The 15899-nt window shown below is 43.8% G+C and carries 15 protein-coding genes; 13 read left to right on the forward strand and 2 right to left on the reverse strand.

From position 1 onward, the window contains the following. Positions 1-45: 45 nt before the first annotated feature. The 3 genes from rpoZ (at position 46) to KPL72_RS00275 (ending at position 2891) form a co-directional block, all read left to right on the forward strand. Positions 46-270: a DNA-directed RNA polymerase subunit omega gene (rpoZ, locus tag KPL72_RS00265; protein ID WP_012072045.1), complete on the forward strand. Its 225-nt coding sequence runs from the start codon at positions 46-48 to the stop codon at positions 268-270. Positions 271-332: 62 nt separating this feature from the next. Further along, a complete protein-coding gene (locus tag KPL72_RS00270) occupies positions 333-2450 on the forward strand; it encodes a RelA/SpoT family protein (protein ID WP_212916998.1) in 2118 nt (705 codons plus the stop codon). Between the two features lie 54 nt (positions 2451-2504). Continuing rightward, positions 2505-2891 carry a RidA family protein gene (locus KPL72_RS00275; protein ID WP_024024215.1) on the forward strand — a complete coding sequence of 129 codons (387 nt, stop codon included), beginning with the start codon at positions 2505-2507 and terminating at the stop codon, positions 2889-2891. A gap of 90 nt (positions 2892-2981) precedes the next feature. On the opposite strand, the gene KPL72_RS00280 is transcribed toward KPL72_RS00275, so the two are convergent. Further along, positions 2982-3824 carry an NAD-dependent epimerase/dehydratase family protein gene (locus tag KPL72_RS00280; protein ID WP_219701080.1) on the reverse strand — a complete coding sequence of 281 codons (843 nt, stop codon included), beginning with the start codon at positions 3822-3824 and terminating at the stop codon, positions 2982-2984. Between the two features lie 161 nt (positions 3825-3985). On the opposite strand from KPL72_RS00280, the gene KPL72_RS00285 reads away from it, so the two are divergent. The 3 genes from KPL72_RS00285 (at position 3986) to KPL72_RS00295 (ending at position 7776) form a co-directional block, all read left to right on the forward strand. Further along, positions 3986-4891: a hydrogen peroxide-inducible genes activator gene (locus KPL72_RS00285; protein WP_212917000.1), complete on the forward strand. Its 906-nt coding sequence runs from the start codon at positions 3986-3988 to the stop codon at positions 4889-4891. 8 nt (positions 4892-4899) lie between these two features. Continuing rightward, positions 4900-6981, forward strand: a complete 2082-nt coding sequence (gene recG / locus KPL72_RS00290) for an ATP-dependent DNA helicase RecG (protein WP_219701082.1) — start codon at positions 4900-4902, stop codon at positions 6979-6981. A gap of 105 nt (positions 6982-7086) precedes the next feature. Next, positions 7087-7776 carry a helix-hairpin-helix domain-containing protein gene (locus KPL72_RS00295; protein ID WP_219701084.1) on the forward strand — a complete coding sequence of 230 codons (690 nt, stop codon included), beginning with the start codon at positions 7087-7089 and terminating at the stop codon, positions 7774-7776. Between the two features lie 39 nt (positions 7777-7815). Here KPL72_RS00295 and lrp read toward each other — a convergent pair whose 3' ends face one another. Then, positions 7816-8292 (reverse strand): leucine-responsive transcriptional regulator Lrp, encoded by a 477-nt coding sequence (gene lrp / locus KPL72_RS00300; protein ID WP_212917003.1) that lies wholly within the window; start codon positions 8290-8292, stop codon positions 7816-7818. A gap of 553 nt (positions 8293-8845) precedes the next feature. On the opposite strand from lrp, the gene KPL72_RS00305 reads away from it, so the two are divergent. The 7 genes from KPL72_RS00305 (at position 8846) to ubiA (ending at position 15850) form a co-directional block, all read left to right on the forward strand. After that, a complete protein-coding gene (locus tag KPL72_RS00305) occupies positions 8846-9871 on the forward strand; it encodes an amino acid ABC transporter substrate-binding protein (RefSeq protein ID WP_212917004.1) in 1026 nt (341 codons plus the stop codon). Between the two features lie 108 nt (positions 9872-9979). Then, complete coding sequence (locus KPL72_RS00310) at positions 9980-11155, forward strand: amino acid ABC transporter permease (RefSeq protein WP_212917005.1); 1176 nt, start codon at positions 9980-9982, stop codon at positions 11153-11155. Positions 11156-11165: 10 nt separating this feature from the next. Beyond that, a complete protein-coding gene (locus tag KPL72_RS00315) occupies positions 11166-12266 on the forward strand; it encodes an amino acid ABC transporter permease (protein ID WP_212917006.1) in 1101 nt (366 codons plus the stop codon). 22 nt (positions 12267-12288) lie between these two features. Then, the gene (locus tag KPL72_RS00320; protein ID WP_113915354.1) at positions 12289-13068 is read left to right on the forward strand and encodes an amino acid ABC transporter ATP-binding protein; all 780 of its coding nucleotides are present in this window, start codon (positions 12289-12291) and stop codon (positions 13066-13068) included. Between the two features lie 95 nt (positions 13069-13163). Then, positions 13164-14432 (forward strand): HDOD domain-containing protein, encoded by a 1269-nt coding sequence (locus KPL72_RS00325; protein WP_219701088.1) that lies wholly within the window; start codon positions 13164-13166, stop codon positions 14430-14432. A 6-nt stretch (positions 14433-14438) separates the two neighbouring features. After that, the gene (locus tag KPL72_RS00330; RefSeq protein WP_219701090.1) at positions 14439-14999 is read left to right on the forward strand and encodes a chorismate--pyruvate lyase family protein; all 561 of its coding nucleotides are present in this window, start codon (positions 14439-14441) and stop codon (positions 14997-14999) included. Then, the gene (ubiA, locus tag KPL72_RS00335) at positions 14996-15850 is read left to right on the forward strand and encodes a 4-hydroxybenzoate octaprenyltransferase (protein ID WP_212917009.1); all 855 of its coding nucleotides are present in this window, start codon (positions 14996-14998) and stop codon (positions 15848-15850) included. The genes KPL72_RS00330 and ubiA overlap by 4 nt, the downstream gene beginning before the upstream one ends. The last annotated feature ends 49 nt before the right edge of the window (positions 15851-15899 follow it).

Genomic DNA, 15899 nt, shown 5'->3' on the forward strand with positions numbered 1-15899 from the left:
TAGAATTACCCTTGGAAAAATAGATAACCGAACACAGAGGTCAAAATGGCTCGAGTTACCGTAGAAGATTGTTTAGAAAACGTTGATAACCGCTTTGAATTAGTTATGGTCGCTTCAAAACGCGCCCGTCAACTTGCTACTGGTGGTGAAGACGCAAAAGTGCCTTTAGAGGGCGACAAAGTTACTGTAGTTGCACTACGTGAAATTGCGGAAAACTTGATCAACGCAAAAAATGTTGATCAGCAAAAACGCCCATTGCACGAGTTTTAATCTCTATGGTGTCGCTCATAGCACAGCTGTCGCGCTTCCTTTTTGCCTTAGTGAGGTGAGCGATGTATACCATTGAAGATTTAGCACTGACGTTGAATCAGTATTTACCTTACGAACAAATTGCTAAGGTAAAACGCGCCTACTATTACGCCGAGCAAGCCCACGATGGGCAGCGACGTAAAAGTGGCGAGCCCTATGTCACCCATCCTCTCGCTGTCGCCGAAATTCTGTCGGAACTTCGAATGGATTGTGATGGATTGACAGCGGCACTTCTGCACGACGTTATTGAAGACACAGGCATCAGCCGTGAGGCACTCACCGAACAATTTGGTGAAGGCGTTGCCGGACTTGTGGATGGTGTTAGTAAACTAACGCACCTTGAGTTCAATAGCCAAATCGAAAAACAAGCCCATAACTTCCAAAAAATGGCCATGGCCATGGCCGATGATATTCGCGTCATCTTGGTTAAGTTGGCTGACAGACTACATAACATGCGCACATTAGATGCCATGCCAGCCCATAAAAAACGCCGTATTGCCCGCGAAACATTAGATATTTATGCGCCTATAGCAAATCGTCTGGGTATGTACAATGTTAGAGTCGATTTAGAATCTCTCGCTTTTCAAGCTTATTACCCAATGCGTGCTCGCATGCTGCAAAAAGCCATCCATAAAAAATATGGTCAGCAGCGCATTAAAGACACGCAAAAGCTTGAAGACACTATCCGCTCGGAACTCGCAGCGGATTATATTGAAGCTACCATCAGTGTTCGAGAAAAACACATTTACAGCATTTATCAAAAGATGGACAAAAAGCGTCGCTCTTTAGATGAAATCATGGACGTAATGGGCGTACGCATTGTTACTGATCGCCATGACAGCTGTTATCGAATTCTCGGCGTTATTCATGCTCTGTTCAAACCCATTGAAGGTCGTTTCAAAGATTACATCGCGGTTCCAAAATCCAATGGTTACCAATCACTCCATACTACCGTATTAGGCACCAATGGCATCCCAATGGAAGTCCAAATACGCACAGAAGAAATGGATTTGGTTGCCAATAATGGTATTGCGGCTCATTGGGCTTACAAAGTCAGCGGCACATCAAGTATGCCAAGTAACCATGACCGTGCGACCAAATGGGTGAAAAGCTTATTGGAAATTCAGCAAAAAGCACGCAATCCCGTCGAATTCGTTGATAACGTAAAAAATGATTTGTTCCCTGACGAAGTGTATGTTTTTACGCCAAATGGCCAGATCATTGAATTACCTTCCGGCGCGACGCCAGTCGATTTTGCCTATGGCGTTCACACTGAAATCGGCAATACATGTATCTCTTGCCGAATTAATCGCCGACTTGCACCACTAAGTACACAGCTAGAAAGTGGGCAAACGGTTGAAATCATTACAGCGAAGAATGCTCAACCGAATGTTGCTTGGTTAAGTTTTGCGATTACCGGCAAAGCACGCACCAACATTCGCCATTATTTGAAAGATAAACAACGCGAAAATGCGATATCCATCGGCCATCGTCTGTTAACTCGTTCCTTAAACGCATTTAAAACCAATGTTGAAGAGCTAACGGCAGAACAAATCGCACAAGTATTAGCAAACCACCAGCTCGAATCTATGGATGACTTATTAGAATCCATCGGCAAAGGCCGTCATGTTGGTTATCTGGTAGCTCGCGAACTCTTCCCGAATATTGATGAAGACACCTTGGTTACACCGAAATCCTTTAAGGTGAATGGCTCAGAAGGCATGCTTATTTCTTATGCCAAATGTTGCGCACCAATTCCTGGCGATCCAATTGTGGGTTATGTTCAGGTTGATAAAGGGATCATTATTCACCACCTCAATTGCCCTAACGTTCAAGATCATTTATCCAATCCTGAACGCTTTATTCATATGGCATGGGGCAAAGAGATCGAAGAAGAGTTACACATTAGCCTGATCGTTACCTACATCAACGAGCGTGGCGCCGTGGCGAAGATTGCCAGTTCGATCAGTGATACCGATTTCCAAGTATCGAATCTCGATATTATTGAGCGTGGCAGAGTCAGTCGTTTACGGTTAAGCATTACTATTTCCAGTCGTGTAGGTTTAGCTGATGTAATGCGTCGTATAAAAGCGGTTCGCTGTGTAGAGAAAGTCTCACGCGAAACTATTGTTGGGCGCTAGTCAATTTTCACTTACCTATGTTACTTACTACTTCCAAGATAAAGGATACTTATTATGTCAAAGCAAGTGATTCACACTGAAAACGCTCCAGCCGCTATTGGTCCATACTCACAAGCAGTACGCGCTGGCAACACGGTATATTTGTCAGGTCAAATCCCTTTGGTGCCTGAAACTATGGAAGTGATCAGCGAAGATATCGTTGAACAGACAACTCAAGTATTCAAAAACCTACAAGCTGTTTGCGAAGCGGCTGGTGGTTCTCTAGAGAACGTAGTGAAATTCAATATTTTCATGACGGACTTAGGCAACTTTGCTACGGTAAACGAAGTAATGACACAGTTCGTTAAACAACCATACCCAGCTCGTGCTGCGATGGGTGTTCGTGCATTACCAAAAGGCGTTCAAGTAGAAATCGAAGGTATCATGGTGTTAGAAGACTAATCTCTTCACGCTAATGCGCACAATGAAAAAAGAGGCTGCGGCCTCTTTTTTTATATCTATTTTTTATTTGGCGTTTATCGCTCTGCTGATTTATCGCAAAGCATTAAACTCACGCAACAGCTCATGGTAACCCGCCACATAACTTGGATATTGCAAACGCCAACCTTGTGACAACAGGTATTGGCCTTGAATACGTTTCCCTGAAGTCGGAACAAAACCTTCACTGCTGCTCACAGCAACTTTAGAGCCAAGGCAAGTTGCCAGCCACAACTTCACTTCCCACATAGAAACTGGCGTTTGGTCGGTCACAATAACCTGTGCAGGAATGGTTTTATCGGTTAATGCGGAGTTTGCTAATAATACCAAAGCAGAAACAACGTCGTCGCGATGAATGCGATTAGTCCAGCTGTTGGCTTCCCAATCTTTGCCACTTAAAACCGTTTCTAGTAACCGATAACGCCCCGAACCATAAATCCCAGAGCAACGCACTGCCACACTAGAGAATGCAGCCGATAAAGATTGCTCGGTTTCGAGTAAAATCTTGGCGGTTGCCGAGGTCGGTTGTGCTGGTGTGGTTTCATCAATCCACTCACCTTGGCTTTGCCCGTAGACACTGGTACTTGATACAAAAAACACCTTCGGTTGCTTAGCCATGTCTCTGTAGCGGCGAATCAGCACCTGCGCTGTATCAAAATAAGCCGCACGATACGCCTCTTCATTGCGACCATTAGGCGTCATTATTAGAAACACCACATTCGCATCAGGCAAGGCGTCGTCGCTCATTTCAACAAGGTCACCCGTTATGCCTATTACACCATTCGGGAATTTATTTTTTGTGCGACGAATACCAGTGACAACATGGCCTTGAGCGATCAACTCAGTTGACAATCCTGAGCCTAAATCACCGCAGCCAGCGATTAAAATATTTGCCATTTGTTTTCTCCAAAATACATTAAAAACGAATGTGTGCTTTTAGTATTAATAGGTTCATCCAAGAAGAAATACTCAGCAATAAAAAAGGAACGAGTATACTTTATCAAATTATGTATTATCATAGTTATTAACAATGAATCAGCCTAAGTAAAAGGTGTGCTATGACATTAACGGAATTGAAATACATTGTAATGCTAGCCGAAGAGAAACATTTTGGCCGTGCAGCAGACCGCTGCTATGTATCGCAACCAACGCTCAGTGTCGCCGTGAAAAAGCTGGAAGAAGAGCTTGGCACGGCTATTTTTGAACGCAGCAAAAGTTCAGTTTATATCACACCATTAGGCGAGCAAATCATCACTCAGGCCAAGCGGGTGCTGGATCAAGCCAACATGATTAAAGAGCTGGCGACCTCAGGTAAGAATCAATTAAAAGGCCCACTCAAAGTAGGTGCGATCTATACCATCGCCCCGTATTTATTCCCTTTTATGATTCCTGCATTACACAGCTCGACATCTGGTATGCCATTGATCATTGAAGAAGATCTCACCGAGAACTTACGCCCTAAACTACGTAATGGCGAACTAGACGCCATCATTGTGGCGCTTCCGTTCCGTGAGCCAGACGTGGTGACACAGCCAATTTACGAAGAAGAATTTGTGGTTCTTATGCCAAAGAACCACCCATGGACAAAACTCACACACATAGAAACCGACCAGCTTTCTACCGATAATCTGTTGTTGCTTGGCAAAGGCCATTGTTTCAGTGAGCAAGTTTTAGAAGCTTGTCCTTTGGTAACAGAGGGCGAATTTGGTGATGGTCGCACTATTGTTAATGGTAGTTCGTTAGAAACCATCCGTTACATGGTAGCGTCTGGTTTAGGTGTGACCGTTTTGCCGAAATCCGCCGTCACCAATATTAATCACGATATGTTGGAAGTGCGCCCTTTTACTGAGCCAGCACCGAAACGTACTGTTGCCTTAGCTTGGCGAGCCAGCTTTCCGCGCCCGAAAGCCATTGAAGCCGTGAGCCAGTCTATCCGTGATGCTTGCAAACATCTGAATTTATAGAGAACAGCATGATCGACGGATTAGACACTCAGGATGTTCGTGAGCTAAAAGGCGTTGGTGATGCCATGGCCGAAAAACTGGCCAAGCTGCATTTGAATACAGTACAAGATCTGCTGTTTCATTTACCGATTCGCTATCAAGACAGGACGCGCGTTGTGCCAATCGGCATGCTACGCTTTGGTGACGAAGCCGTTATCGAAGGCCAAGTCACAGGTGCTGAAATCAAAATGGGTAAACGTCGTAGTTTACTGTGTCGTATCAAAGATCACACAGGCACCTTGTGTTTACGCTTCTTTCATTTTTCCGCTGCGCAAAAAAAACAACTGGAATCCGGTAAACGCGTTCGCTGTTTTGGTGAAATCCGCCGTGGCAGTACAGGATTTGAAATCTATCACCCAGAATACAAAGTCATTGGTGAAGACGAAACACAGGAAGAAACAGCACAACTTACGCCCATTTATCCGCTGACGGATGGTTTAACGCAAACCAAGATTCGCCAATTGTGCGAGCAAGCTTTAGAACGTTTAACACCCTACAATCTGCAAGAATGGCTACCGGATGAAATCCGCACCCAATTCAGTTTGCCACCGCTGAGCGACGCCATTCATTTTCTGCATCATCCGTCGAGAGAAGCGAACCTCGAATTACTCAGAGCGGGAACGCATCCCGCGCAATATCGCTTGTCCTTTGAAGAACTCATGGCCCATCAGCTTTCTCTGATTGGTAAACGCATGAAAGCCAAACAAGATGCCGCAATTAAGGTTCAAACCGCAGGTGAGTTAAGCCAACGACTGTTGCAACAATTGCCTTTTTCGCCAACCAATGCACAAAATCGAGTATTTCAAGAAATCCTTAACGATCTCAACACAGGTCACCCTATGCTGCGTTTGGTACAAGGTGACGTAGGGTCAGGGAAAACCTTGGTGGCCGCTTTAGCTGCTGCGTCCGTCGTACAAGCTGGCTACCAAGTCGCCATCATGGCACCGACGGAAATTCTCGCCGAACAGCATTATATTAATTTCACCCAATGGTTTGAGCCGCTTGGTTTAAAAGTCGCATGGATGATCGGCAAACTTAAGGGCAAAACTCGCGAGAAAGAGCTCGCTGATATCGCTTCGGGTGCAGCACAGATTGTTGTCGGTACTCATGCCTTATTTCAAGACACTGTCGAATTTGATCGTTTAGCGTTGGCCATTATCGACGAACAACATCGCTTTGGTGTGCATCAGCGCATGGCCTTACGTGAAAAAGGCATGAAGCACGGTTTCCAGCCCCATCAGCTCATAATGACTGCTACACCGATTCCCCGAACTTTAGCCATGTCTGCCTATGCCGATTTGGATTGCTCCATGATCGACGAGCTACCGCCTGGTCGAACGCCGGTAAATACCATTGTTGTATCGGATCAGCGCCGACAAGAAGTGATTGATCGCGTGAAAAGCGCCTGCGAAGAAGGCAAGCAAGCCTATTGGGTCTGTACCTTGATTGAAGAATCTGAAGCCTTACAATGCCAAGCCGCTGAAGACACGGCAATTTTGCTACAAGAGCAATTGGGCAATTTGTCCATTGGCTTAGTGCATGGTCGACTCAAAGCGCAAGAAAAAGCCGACATAATGGCTAGATTTAAAGCCGGAGAAATTCAGCTCTTGGTCGCGACAACCGTCATCGAAGTCGGTGTAGATGTGCCAAACTCTAGCCTGATGGTAATAGAAAACCCTGAACGTCTTGGCCTTGCTCAGCTTCACCAGTTACGTGGTCGTGTTGGTCGGGGGCAAACTGCCAGCCATTGTGTGCTGCTTTATAAAGCACCATTAGGACAACAAGGCAAAGAGCGACTTTCCACCATGCGAGAAACCAGCGATGGTTTTAAAATTGCAGAGAAAGACCTTGAATTACGAGGCCCAGGTGAACTGCTCGGCACCAGACAAACTGGCCTTTGGGAATTCAAAGTAGCGGATTTACAGCGCGATAAAAACTTGCTCGATGATGTGCAAAAAGCCGCTTCTCTATTGCACAGTCGTTATCCTGATCGTGTCTCACCACTTTTATCTCGATGGTTACCTAATCACGATCAATATTTAAACGTCTAAATCCTCTTATCGTCTAAATAAAGGGAGATTTGCTTGCACATGAGCAAATTTTAATCAAAAATCCCTTAGTGATTCCACTCAATCGATTCGCAAGAAGGAACAGATATGAATGCTTTCAATCAAGCACATCTAACAATACAAGGCTGTGGCTACCGAATCGAAAATGACAGAGTCATCGTTACCATTCAACGTATCGCTAACGATAGAGTCGAAGGCAATCTCAGTGGCACACTGCAACTACAGTTATGTGCATTTCAGCAAGGCGTGGGAAACGCAGAAGCAATCGTACTCGCTTCAACCATGATTGGTGAAATGAAAGGACAACATTTTCTTTCCGATTGTCACTACGATCTACTTTTCCAACAACCACCTGCGGGCAACTGGCAACTCGTATTGCAGCTTAATGAATGGAATGGCGTGGATTACACCTTATGTGACTCAGCCTATTTCGATGCTCCTTACCAAATTGAAGCGTCTGCAGATTACTCCGCATCGGCGATGAAAATTAAAGAACTAGAGGGCGAAAAGGCAGCATCTACGCCGAAAATAGCAACAGAGAATCCTATCGTAAAAAAGTCGAAAGAAGTAAAAAAAAACGCCACTGGTTACGCCGATGGTTATCTCGCCATTAATAAATCAAAAGTGGACAAGCTTCTAAAAGTGAAAGGCGTACCGAAAAAGGTTCTTGAAAAACTCGTGGCAGAACGCCCTTTTCGCTCAGAAAAAGCCGTACTTAATGTAAAAGGAGTGGGGCCGGTAATGCTAGGTAAAATAGTCGCAGAATTATCAAGGTAATAAGCCTGCAAAAGCAGGCCATTCAGTAATGGTTATTTTTTATGGGATGTTAACCACAGTCGTATTCTTCACTTCCTCCATCGCTACATAAGTACGAGATTCTCGAACATGTGGCAGAGTCAGTAAGGTTTCACCAAGCAAAAGACGATAAGTGTCCATGTTGGATACGCGTGCTTTCAAAAGGTATTCAAAGTCACCCGCAATCAAATGACACTCCAATATTTCTGGAATCTCAGATACTGCGGTTTTGAATTCATTAAAGCCTTCTGGAGACGTCGTCTTAAGACGAATCTCGACAAACACAAGCAATCCTGCGTCAACCTTCTTTGGGTTAACCAAAGCGCAATAACCCGTAATGTAACCATTACGTTCCAAACGGCGCACTCGCTCTAAACAAGGAGTTGCACTTAGCCCTACACGACTAGCCAACTCTACATTCGATAAACGGCCATTAATCTGCAGCTCTCGAAGAATTTTTTTGTCTAAGCGATCAAGCGGTTTTGCTGAGTTATCCATCTGATGTGGATCTCCTTACATGGCTTCAATTGATACTTAAGTCTACCATGCAGATTACAAATTATGGAAAGTGCTTTATTCAATATATTGCGTATGGGTATTCAAATTAGATACAAGAAATCACAACCAGGCACCAAAATGATGCAAAAAATTCATCCAGCACAAAATAGATCCACTTTTTCCATATTGCGCCCTATATTTGTGCAAAAGAATCAACTGAATTCGCTCGGAGAACCTTGTTTTCTCTAGCTTTAATAGAAAAATATATTCAGCTAAGTCACTTAAAACATCTCACTCTTCTCTCCCAAAAAGTGCAAAGAACGAGTATTACACGCATCTTTCCTGACATTTTATCCTTGACTACTCCTCAAAAGAGTAATTCTATAGGGGTATGTGATGATCTTTTAGAGGAATCGTCTACATATACCTAACAACAAGAATAATTAAATGTTGGCACTAACCTTGCTAAGTTTTAATGCACAGATTTTAAAATCTGAAATATAGAATCAAGCAAGATAACAACATATATAAAACGCCTGGGAGGCTCAATATAATGAAATCGAATGTTGGTAAATTACTTTCGACCGCTGCAATCGCCGCTACAATCAGTGCTGGTGCTGCTGCGTCAACACTTGAAGATGTTAAAGCAAAAGGCTTCGTTCAATGTGGTGTCAGTACAGGTGTTCCAGGATTCTCTAATGCCGATGACAAAGGTAACTGGTCAGGTATAGACGTTGATGCTTGCCGTGCTGTTTCTTCTGCAATTTTTGGTGATGCTCAAAAAGTAAAATTCACCCCACTTTCTGCTAAAGAGCGTTTCACCGCTCTACAATCTGGTGAAATCGATATTCTTGCTCGTAACACAACTTGGACTTACACACGTGATGCGTCTTTGGGTCTAGACTTCACTGCAGTTAACTTCTATGACGGTCAAGGTTTCATGGTTCGTAAAGACCTAGGCGTTAAATCCGCGTTGGACCTTGATGGTGCGACGGTTTGTACAGAACAAGGCACAACGACAGAATTGAACATGGCGGATTTCTTCCGTAAAAACAAACTATCTTATGTGCCAGTTGTTGTACAAAAAGCAGACGAAGCACTAGCAGCTTATGACTCTGGTCGTTGTGACGTATACACGACTGATAAATCAGGTCTAGCGGCTCACCGTACTAAACTAGCAGATCCATCTGCTCACGTTATTCTTCCAGAAACTATTTCTAAAGAGCCATTAGGTCCAGTTGTTCGCCACGGCGACAACCAATGGAAAGATATCGTAACTTGGGCTATGTATGTTCAAGTTAACGCTGAAGAAATGGATATCACATCTAAAAACGTTGCTAAGATCAAAAGCGAAACCAATGATCCAGGCATCAAACGTCTACTAGGTGTTGAAGGTGATATGGGTGCTCAACTAGAGCTTCCTGCTGATTGGGCCTACAACATCATTGCTAACGTAGGTAACTACGGTGAAGTGTTTGAGCGTAACGTTGGTCCATCTACTCCTGTAGATTTACCACGTGGCCTTAATGCTCTATGGACTGAAGCTGGCGGCATCATGTATGCGCCACCAGTTCGTTAATACCTAAAGCAAACAAACTGCTTGGGTATTTACCCAGCGACTAGAGAGTCGCTGGGTTTCTCCCCCCTTTCTTACACATCTGACGAGCATTTCATTGCCTGAACCAAGATGAGCGATAAAACAACTCCGAGCAATAACAGCTTTTTGAACGACGCGGGTAATCGTGCCTTAATTTTTCAAATTTTGCTGCTAGCGATGGTGGTCTTTGCGGGTTATTACTTATTTAGTAACCTTCAAGCCAACCTCGATAACCGAGGGATTTCCACTGGTTTCTCATTTTTTAATGAGCCTGCTGGTTTTCCAATTCTTATTCACCTTATTGAATACACCGAAGCTAATACTTACGGACGAGCGTTTGTTGTTGCTTTAATCAACACCTTCGTAATCTCTCTATTAGGTATAATATTAGCCACCATTATTGGTGTAATAATGGGCCTAGCCCGTTTATCAAAAAACTGGTTAGTGGCACGTTTAGCAACTGTCTATATTGAGACATTGCGTAACATTCCATTATTGTTGCAGATGTTCTTCTGGTATTTTGCCGTGCTTGCAGCACTACCAGCACCACGTGATAGTTATGAATTTGCTGACTTCCTACTAAACAAACGTGGTATCTATTCGCCTAATCCAATGATCCAAGATGGTTTTGGGTTGGTGATATTCGGTTTCATTCTGTCGATAGTCGCTTCTATTGGCTTAATTATGTGGGCTAAAAAGCGCCAAACTAAAACAGGATTATGGTTTCCAGCTTATTGGTCTTCTTTGGGTCTGATTGTTGGTATTACCTTCATTTTCCTTGCTATTGCAGGATTCCCAATAGAGTTTGATCTACCACAAAAAAGTCGCTTTAACGTAACAGGCGGCATGGTACTTCCACCTGAATTTGTTGCGGTATTAGTTGCTTTATCCACTTACACTGGCGCTTTTATTGCCGAGATCGTTCGTGCTGGTATTTTGTCCGTAAACTGGGGGCAAACCGAGGCTGCTCGCTCTTTAGGCTTACGTGATAGCATGACACAGCGTCTAATTGTCTTGCCTCAAGCGTTGCGCGTTATTATTCCGCCACTCACCAGCCAATACCTTAACTTAGCGAAAAACTCTTCTTTAGGGGCTGCTATTGCATATCCTGAATTGGTAGCTGTCGTGATGGGTACAACGCTGAACCAAACTGGTCAAGCAATTGAAACCATTGGCCTTTGTATGTTGGTTTACGGTTCATTGAGTCTATCGATTTCGGTATTCATGAACTGGTACAACAATAAAATGTCATTAATTGAGCGCTAGGAGGCAGATCATGGCTATTATCTTTAAACCATCACCAAGCCTCCCACCACCGGTTACATCGGTTGGTGCTGTGGCATGGGTACGTCAGAATTTATTTTCGTCCCCGCTTAATATTTTTCTAACATTATTTAGCATTTATATACTGTATTTACTGCTTCCACCCGTTATTGAGTGGGCGTTAATTAACGCTACTTGGGAAGGTTCCTCTAAAGCGGCCTGTACTGCTGGCGGTGCTTGCTGGGCTTTTATCGGTGTGTACTTTGATCAGTTCATGTACGGTTTGTATCCAGAAGCAGAAACATGGCGTATTAATTTAGCCGTGATTCTATTAGTGGTTATGGTTGGTGCTTTTGCCATTAAGACGATTAACAAGCTGTATCTTTCTATCGCTATTATCGTCGCTTATCCCATTGTGGCTTACTTCTTGTTTGCCGGTGGTGTATTTGGTCTAGAAGTAGTGGAAACCTCTTTGTGGGGCGGCCTTTTCCTTACTGTACTATTGGGTGTTATCGGTATTGTGGCATCTTTCCCATTGGGAATCGTGCTAGCTCTCGGTAGACGCTCAGAAATGCCAATTGCGAAATCAGTTTGTGTGGTCTTCATCGAAACCATTCGAGCTGTACCATTAATCACTATCTTGTTCATGGCATCCGTAATGATTCCATTGTTTTTGCCGGAAGGTTTAAACTTCAACAAGTTATTACGTGTTCTCATTGGTATTACTTTATTCTCTGCTGCTTATATGGCTGAGGTTGTTCGTGGCGGTCTACAGGCAATTCCTAAAGGCCAATATGAAGCTGCTGATGCAATGGGGTTAACCTACTGGCAGTCGATGATTCTGGTTATTTTGCCACAGGCACTAAAACTGGTTATTCCGGGCATAGTGAACTCCTTTATTGCTTTGTTTAAAGACACGACCTTGGTGTACATCGTTGGCATGTTTGACTTCTTAGGTCGAATTCAAGCCGCTAACCATGATTCAAACTGGTTAGGTACCACGGTTGAAGGTTATGCCTTCGCAGCCTTGATTTATTGGGTTATCTGCTTTGGTATGTCACGTTATAGTATGGCTCTAGAGCGTAAGTTAGAAACTGGGCACAAGCGAAATTAGTTAGGAATTTGAGGTCTTTATCATGACAGATACAAATATGGCTCGTGCCCAACTTGCGCAGGGCGAAGAAGCAATCATCGAATTTAACGATGTAAACAAGTGGTACGGTGATTTTCACGTACTAAAAAACATCAATTTCAGTATCAAGAAAGGCGAACGCATCGTTGTGTGTGGTCCTTCTGGTTCTGGTAAGTCAACGATGACGCGTTGTATCAACCGTCTAGAAGAACACCAGAAAGGAACGATTCTAGTTGATGGTGTTGAGATGAACAATAACTTGAAGAACATCGAAGCGATCCGTAAAGACGTGGGCATGGTGTTTCAACACTTTAACTTGTTCCCTCACTTAACCATTTTGGAAAACCTGACATTGGCGCCAATCTGGGTGCGTAAAACACCTAAGAAAGAAGCGGAAGAAATGGCAATGCATTATTTGGAACGCGTAAAAATCGCTAACCAAGCATTGAAATATCCAGGTCAGCTATCTGGTGGCCAGCAACAGCGTGTAGCGATTGCTCGTGGTTTATGTATGCAGCCTCGTATCATGCTATTTGATGAACCGACATCAGCGCTTGACCCTGAAATGATCAAAGAAGTATTGGACGTAATGGTTCAGTTAGCAGAAGAAGGCATGACCATGGTGTGTGTAACGCACGAAATGGGCTTCGCTAAAACTGTTGCTGACCGTGTTGTTTTCATGGATGCCGGCGAAATCGTTGAAGCCAACGAGCCTCACGAGTTCTTCGACAACCCTCAACACGACCGTACCCAGATGTTCCTAAGTCAAATTTTGAATCACTAATCGTTTAGTATTCAGAACTAGAACTTAAAATCTGTTATATTGACAAAGCCCCGTATCGGGGCTTTTTTATGTCCGTCTTTTTAACAGGAAAATGTATGGAATCTTCCGTAGACCTTCAAACAAGTCAAAGATTACGCGTGGTACATTTAGCCGACCACACAGGTCGTTTGCAGGTTATTTTCCCTGAAAGCAACATGCTGGATATTTCTGCGGTTTCCCGTATTACTAAGCGTCGTTTTGAACCTATCAGTAATTTTCAAAGCACAGGCGACCCGCTTATTAAGCCAAACAGTATCACAACCATATTAGAAGCCAGCATGCTAAAGAATGCGGTGTTTTCGATTAGAACTAAGGCGGATGGACAATATCACGATATTAGCTCTACAGAATTAGCTGAGATGTTCTCCGGTCCATTGAACCGTTTTGAGAGTATTTCAATCCACACTCAGCTCATACCACACCCTGTAGATAACCACGAAGACGATGAAGAGCAAATTCTTAAAGCGCTTGGACGCTTTCAATCTATTCGGCTCAAACAGCGTATTGAAGAAACATTAGAGATTCCACCTTTACCAGCTTCCTCTCATCGTATTATTCGTCTTTCGACAGACAAAACTGCGGGTACAGATGAGCTGTGCGAGGTTATTGCGTTAGACCCGAGTCTGGCAGCTCAGGTCATCAGCTGGGCATCATCCGCCTATTACGGCGCACCTGGCTCTATAGAGTCAGTAGAGGATGCAATCATTCGCGTATTAGGCTTCGATATGGTGATGAATTTAGCCCTTGGTCTATCTATGGGGAATGCATTTCAAACACCTGAAGACGGTCCGCGTCACTATGAAGATTTTTGGCTCGACTCCGTATCAAATGCCGTCTTGATGGAAGCCTTAGTAAAAGCCATGCCTATTCCTAACCGTCCAAAGTTAGGCCATGCTTACCTTGCTGGATTGCTGCATAATTTTGGTTATTTGGCGATTAGCACTATTTTACCACCGCATTTTTCGATTCTTTCCCGCTATCAAGAAGCCAATGCCCACTTGTCTTCTGAATTAGTCGAAATGCAAATACTACACTTTACCAAGGAGCAATTAGGCTCTTGGTTGTTACGCTACTGGAGTTTGCCTGACAACATTTGGACTGCCATTCGTTATAGCAAAAAGCCGCATTATTATGGCGAACATGTGACTTTGGCAAGGCTGCTGTATGTCTCCTATCAACTGCGAAATAACGCAGCCATTGAGCCATCCGTGTTGTTAGAAATTGGTTTAACCCTAGAGGAAGCCGAAACCTGTAGAGATACGATTTACCAAAAGTCTACCGAGCTCCATAAGATGGTTGATTTAATTAATAAGATGAATACCTAGTTAATTATGACGTTAATGAATTCCTCTGCTGCTCAACAATTTGACTACCGATGGTCGCCCGTAGATCAAATTAATAAGGTAAAAGTACCTAAAAACCTATGGCCTTGGCTCGTCACTCAAGAGTCCTTGACGGCAAAACTTAAAAGCATGGGAACATTGACGGTTGAAGTACTTGAAGATACTTGGAGAACCCCAACAACAAGGGAGCGAAAACGCCTAAAGTTACGACCCCGAGAAGCCGCGCGTATTCGTACAGTGTTGCTAAAAGTCGATGGTGTTGCCGTCATTTATGCTCGCTCAATTATTCCGGCTAGGTCATTGAAAGGCCATTGGCGACAAGTAAAACATTTAAAAGACAAACCATTGGGCGGCTACTTATTTCAACATAAAGGGCTTTCTCGAAGCCGTATTGAAGTCACTCAGCTGCCCAAACGCATGTTTCCAAACCAACCTAATGCGCTGTGGGCAAGGCGCTCTGTGTTCCACCATTTTGGCCCTGGAATATTGGTCAATGAAGCTTTCTTTGATGAGATTAACCAACTAAAAACGCCGTTTGGATTGTTATGAACAAACTTAAAGACTACACAGAACTCACTCGATTCAACCGCCCTATCGGCTCATTCTTACTTATGTGGCCAACATTATGGGCACTATGGCTTGCCGCCGATGGCATGCCTCAATGGCATTTAGTGGTTATCTTTATCTTAGGCGTTTTCAGCATGCGTTCAGCGGGTTGTGTCATTAATGACTACGCGGATAGAAAAGTCGATGGCTTTGTTGATCGCACCAAAAATCGACCTTTGCCTTCTGGCCGCGTATCCGAAAAAGAAGCGCTGATGCTGTTTGGTGCCTTATCGATTTTAAGTTTCATCCTAGTGCTGTTTACCGATCTGAAGACTATTTTACTGTCATTCGCAGGCTTAGGTCTTGCTGCGCTGTATCCCTTTATGAAGCGGTACACACACCTGCCCCAGCTGTTTCTTGGCTTGGCTTTTTCTTGGGCGATCCCTATGGCCTACAGCGCACAAGGTGGGGATTTAATGGATCCTGAGCTATGGATGTTGTTTGTCGCAAATTGCTTTTGGACGATTGCTTATGACACGTATTATGCGATGACAGACCGTCCAGACGATCTTAAAATAGGCATCAAATCCACTGCAATTTTATTTGGCCGATACGATTTATTCGTCATTGTTTGCCTGCAAGGACTAACCTTATCTTTATTGACTTGGATTGGCTTACTAGCAGGACTGCATTGGCCGTACTTTGTGTCATTAGTCGTTTGTGTTGGGCTCTTTTATCAGCAATTTAAACAAGCCAAAGAGCGTGATCGACAAGCATGCTTTCGCTCATTTTTAGACAATAACCGCGTTGGCTACTGTGTTTTCATCGGTCTAGTTGCAAGCTATTTTATCTAATATATGGCAAAGTTGTGACAATGTAACCGAATTGTCACATTAGATCGCT

The organism is Marinomonas lutimaris, from assembly GCF_019426345.1.
Lineage (GTDB): Bacteria > Pseudomonadota > Gammaproteobacteria > Pseudomonadales > Marinomonadaceae > Marinomonas > Marinomonas lutimaris.

What these genes read in the sequence shown, in the direction of transcription:
- KPL72_RS00285 (WP_212917000.1), top strand. Translation starts at nt 3,986, where the DNA reads ATGACATTAACGGAATTGAAATACATTGTAATGCTAGCCGAAGAGAAA.
- KPL72_RS00325 (WP_219701088.1), top strand. Translation starts at nt 13,164, where the DNA reads ATGGAATCTTCCGTAGACCTTCAAACAAGTCAAAGATTACGCGTGGTA.
- KPL72_RS00330 (WP_219701090.1), top strand. Translation starts at nt 14,439, where the DNA reads ATGACGTTAATGAATTCCTCTGCTGCTCAACAATTTGACTACCGATGG.
- KPL72_RS00305 (WP_212917004.1), top strand. Translation starts at nt 8,846, where the DNA reads ATGAAATCGAATGTTGGTAAATTACTTTCGACCGCTGCAATCGCCGCT.
- KPL72_RS00280 (WP_219701080.1), bottom strand. Translation starts at nt 3,824, where the DNA reads ATGGCAAATATTTTAATCGCTGGCTGCGGTGATTTAGGCTCAGGATTG.
- KPL72_RS00270 (WP_212916998.1), top strand. Translation starts at nt 333, where the DNA reads ATGTATACCATTGAAGATTTAGCACTGACGTTGAATCAGTATTTACCT.
- rpoZ (WP_012072045.1), top strand. Translation starts at nt 46, where the DNA reads ATGGCTCGAGTTACCGTAGAAGATTGTTTAGAAAACGTTGATAACCGC.
- KPL72_RS00275 (WP_024024215.1), top strand. Translation starts at nt 2,505, where the DNA reads ATGTCAAAGCAAGTGATTCACACTGAAAACGCTCCAGCCGCTATTGGT.
- lrp (WP_212917003.1), bottom strand. Translation starts at nt 8,292, where the DNA reads ATGGATAACTCAGCAAAACCGCTTGATCGCTTAGACAAAAAAATTCTT.
- ubiA (WP_212917009.1), top strand. Translation starts at nt 14,996, where the DNA reads ATGAACAAACTTAAAGACTACACAGAACTCACTCGATTCAACCGCCCT.
- KPL72_RS00320 (WP_113915354.1), top strand. Translation starts at nt 12,289, where the DNA reads ATGACAGATACAAATATGGCTCGTGCCCAACTTGCGCAGGGCGAAGAA.
- KPL72_RS00295 (WP_219701084.1), top strand. Translation starts at nt 7,087, where the DNA reads ATGAATGCTTTCAATCAAGCACATCTAACAATACAAGGCTGTGGCTAC.
- KPL72_RS00315 (WP_212917006.1), top strand. Translation starts at nt 11,166, where the DNA reads ATGGCTATTATCTTTAAACCATCACCAAGCCTCCCACCACCGGTTACA.
- recG (WP_219701082.1), top strand. Translation starts at nt 4,900, where the DNA reads ATGATCGACGGATTAGACACTCAGGATGTTCGTGAGCTAAAAGGCGTT.
- KPL72_RS00310 (WP_212917005.1), top strand. Translation starts at nt 9,980, where the DNA reads ATGAGCGATAAAACAACTCCGAGCAATAACAGCTTTTTGAACGACGCG.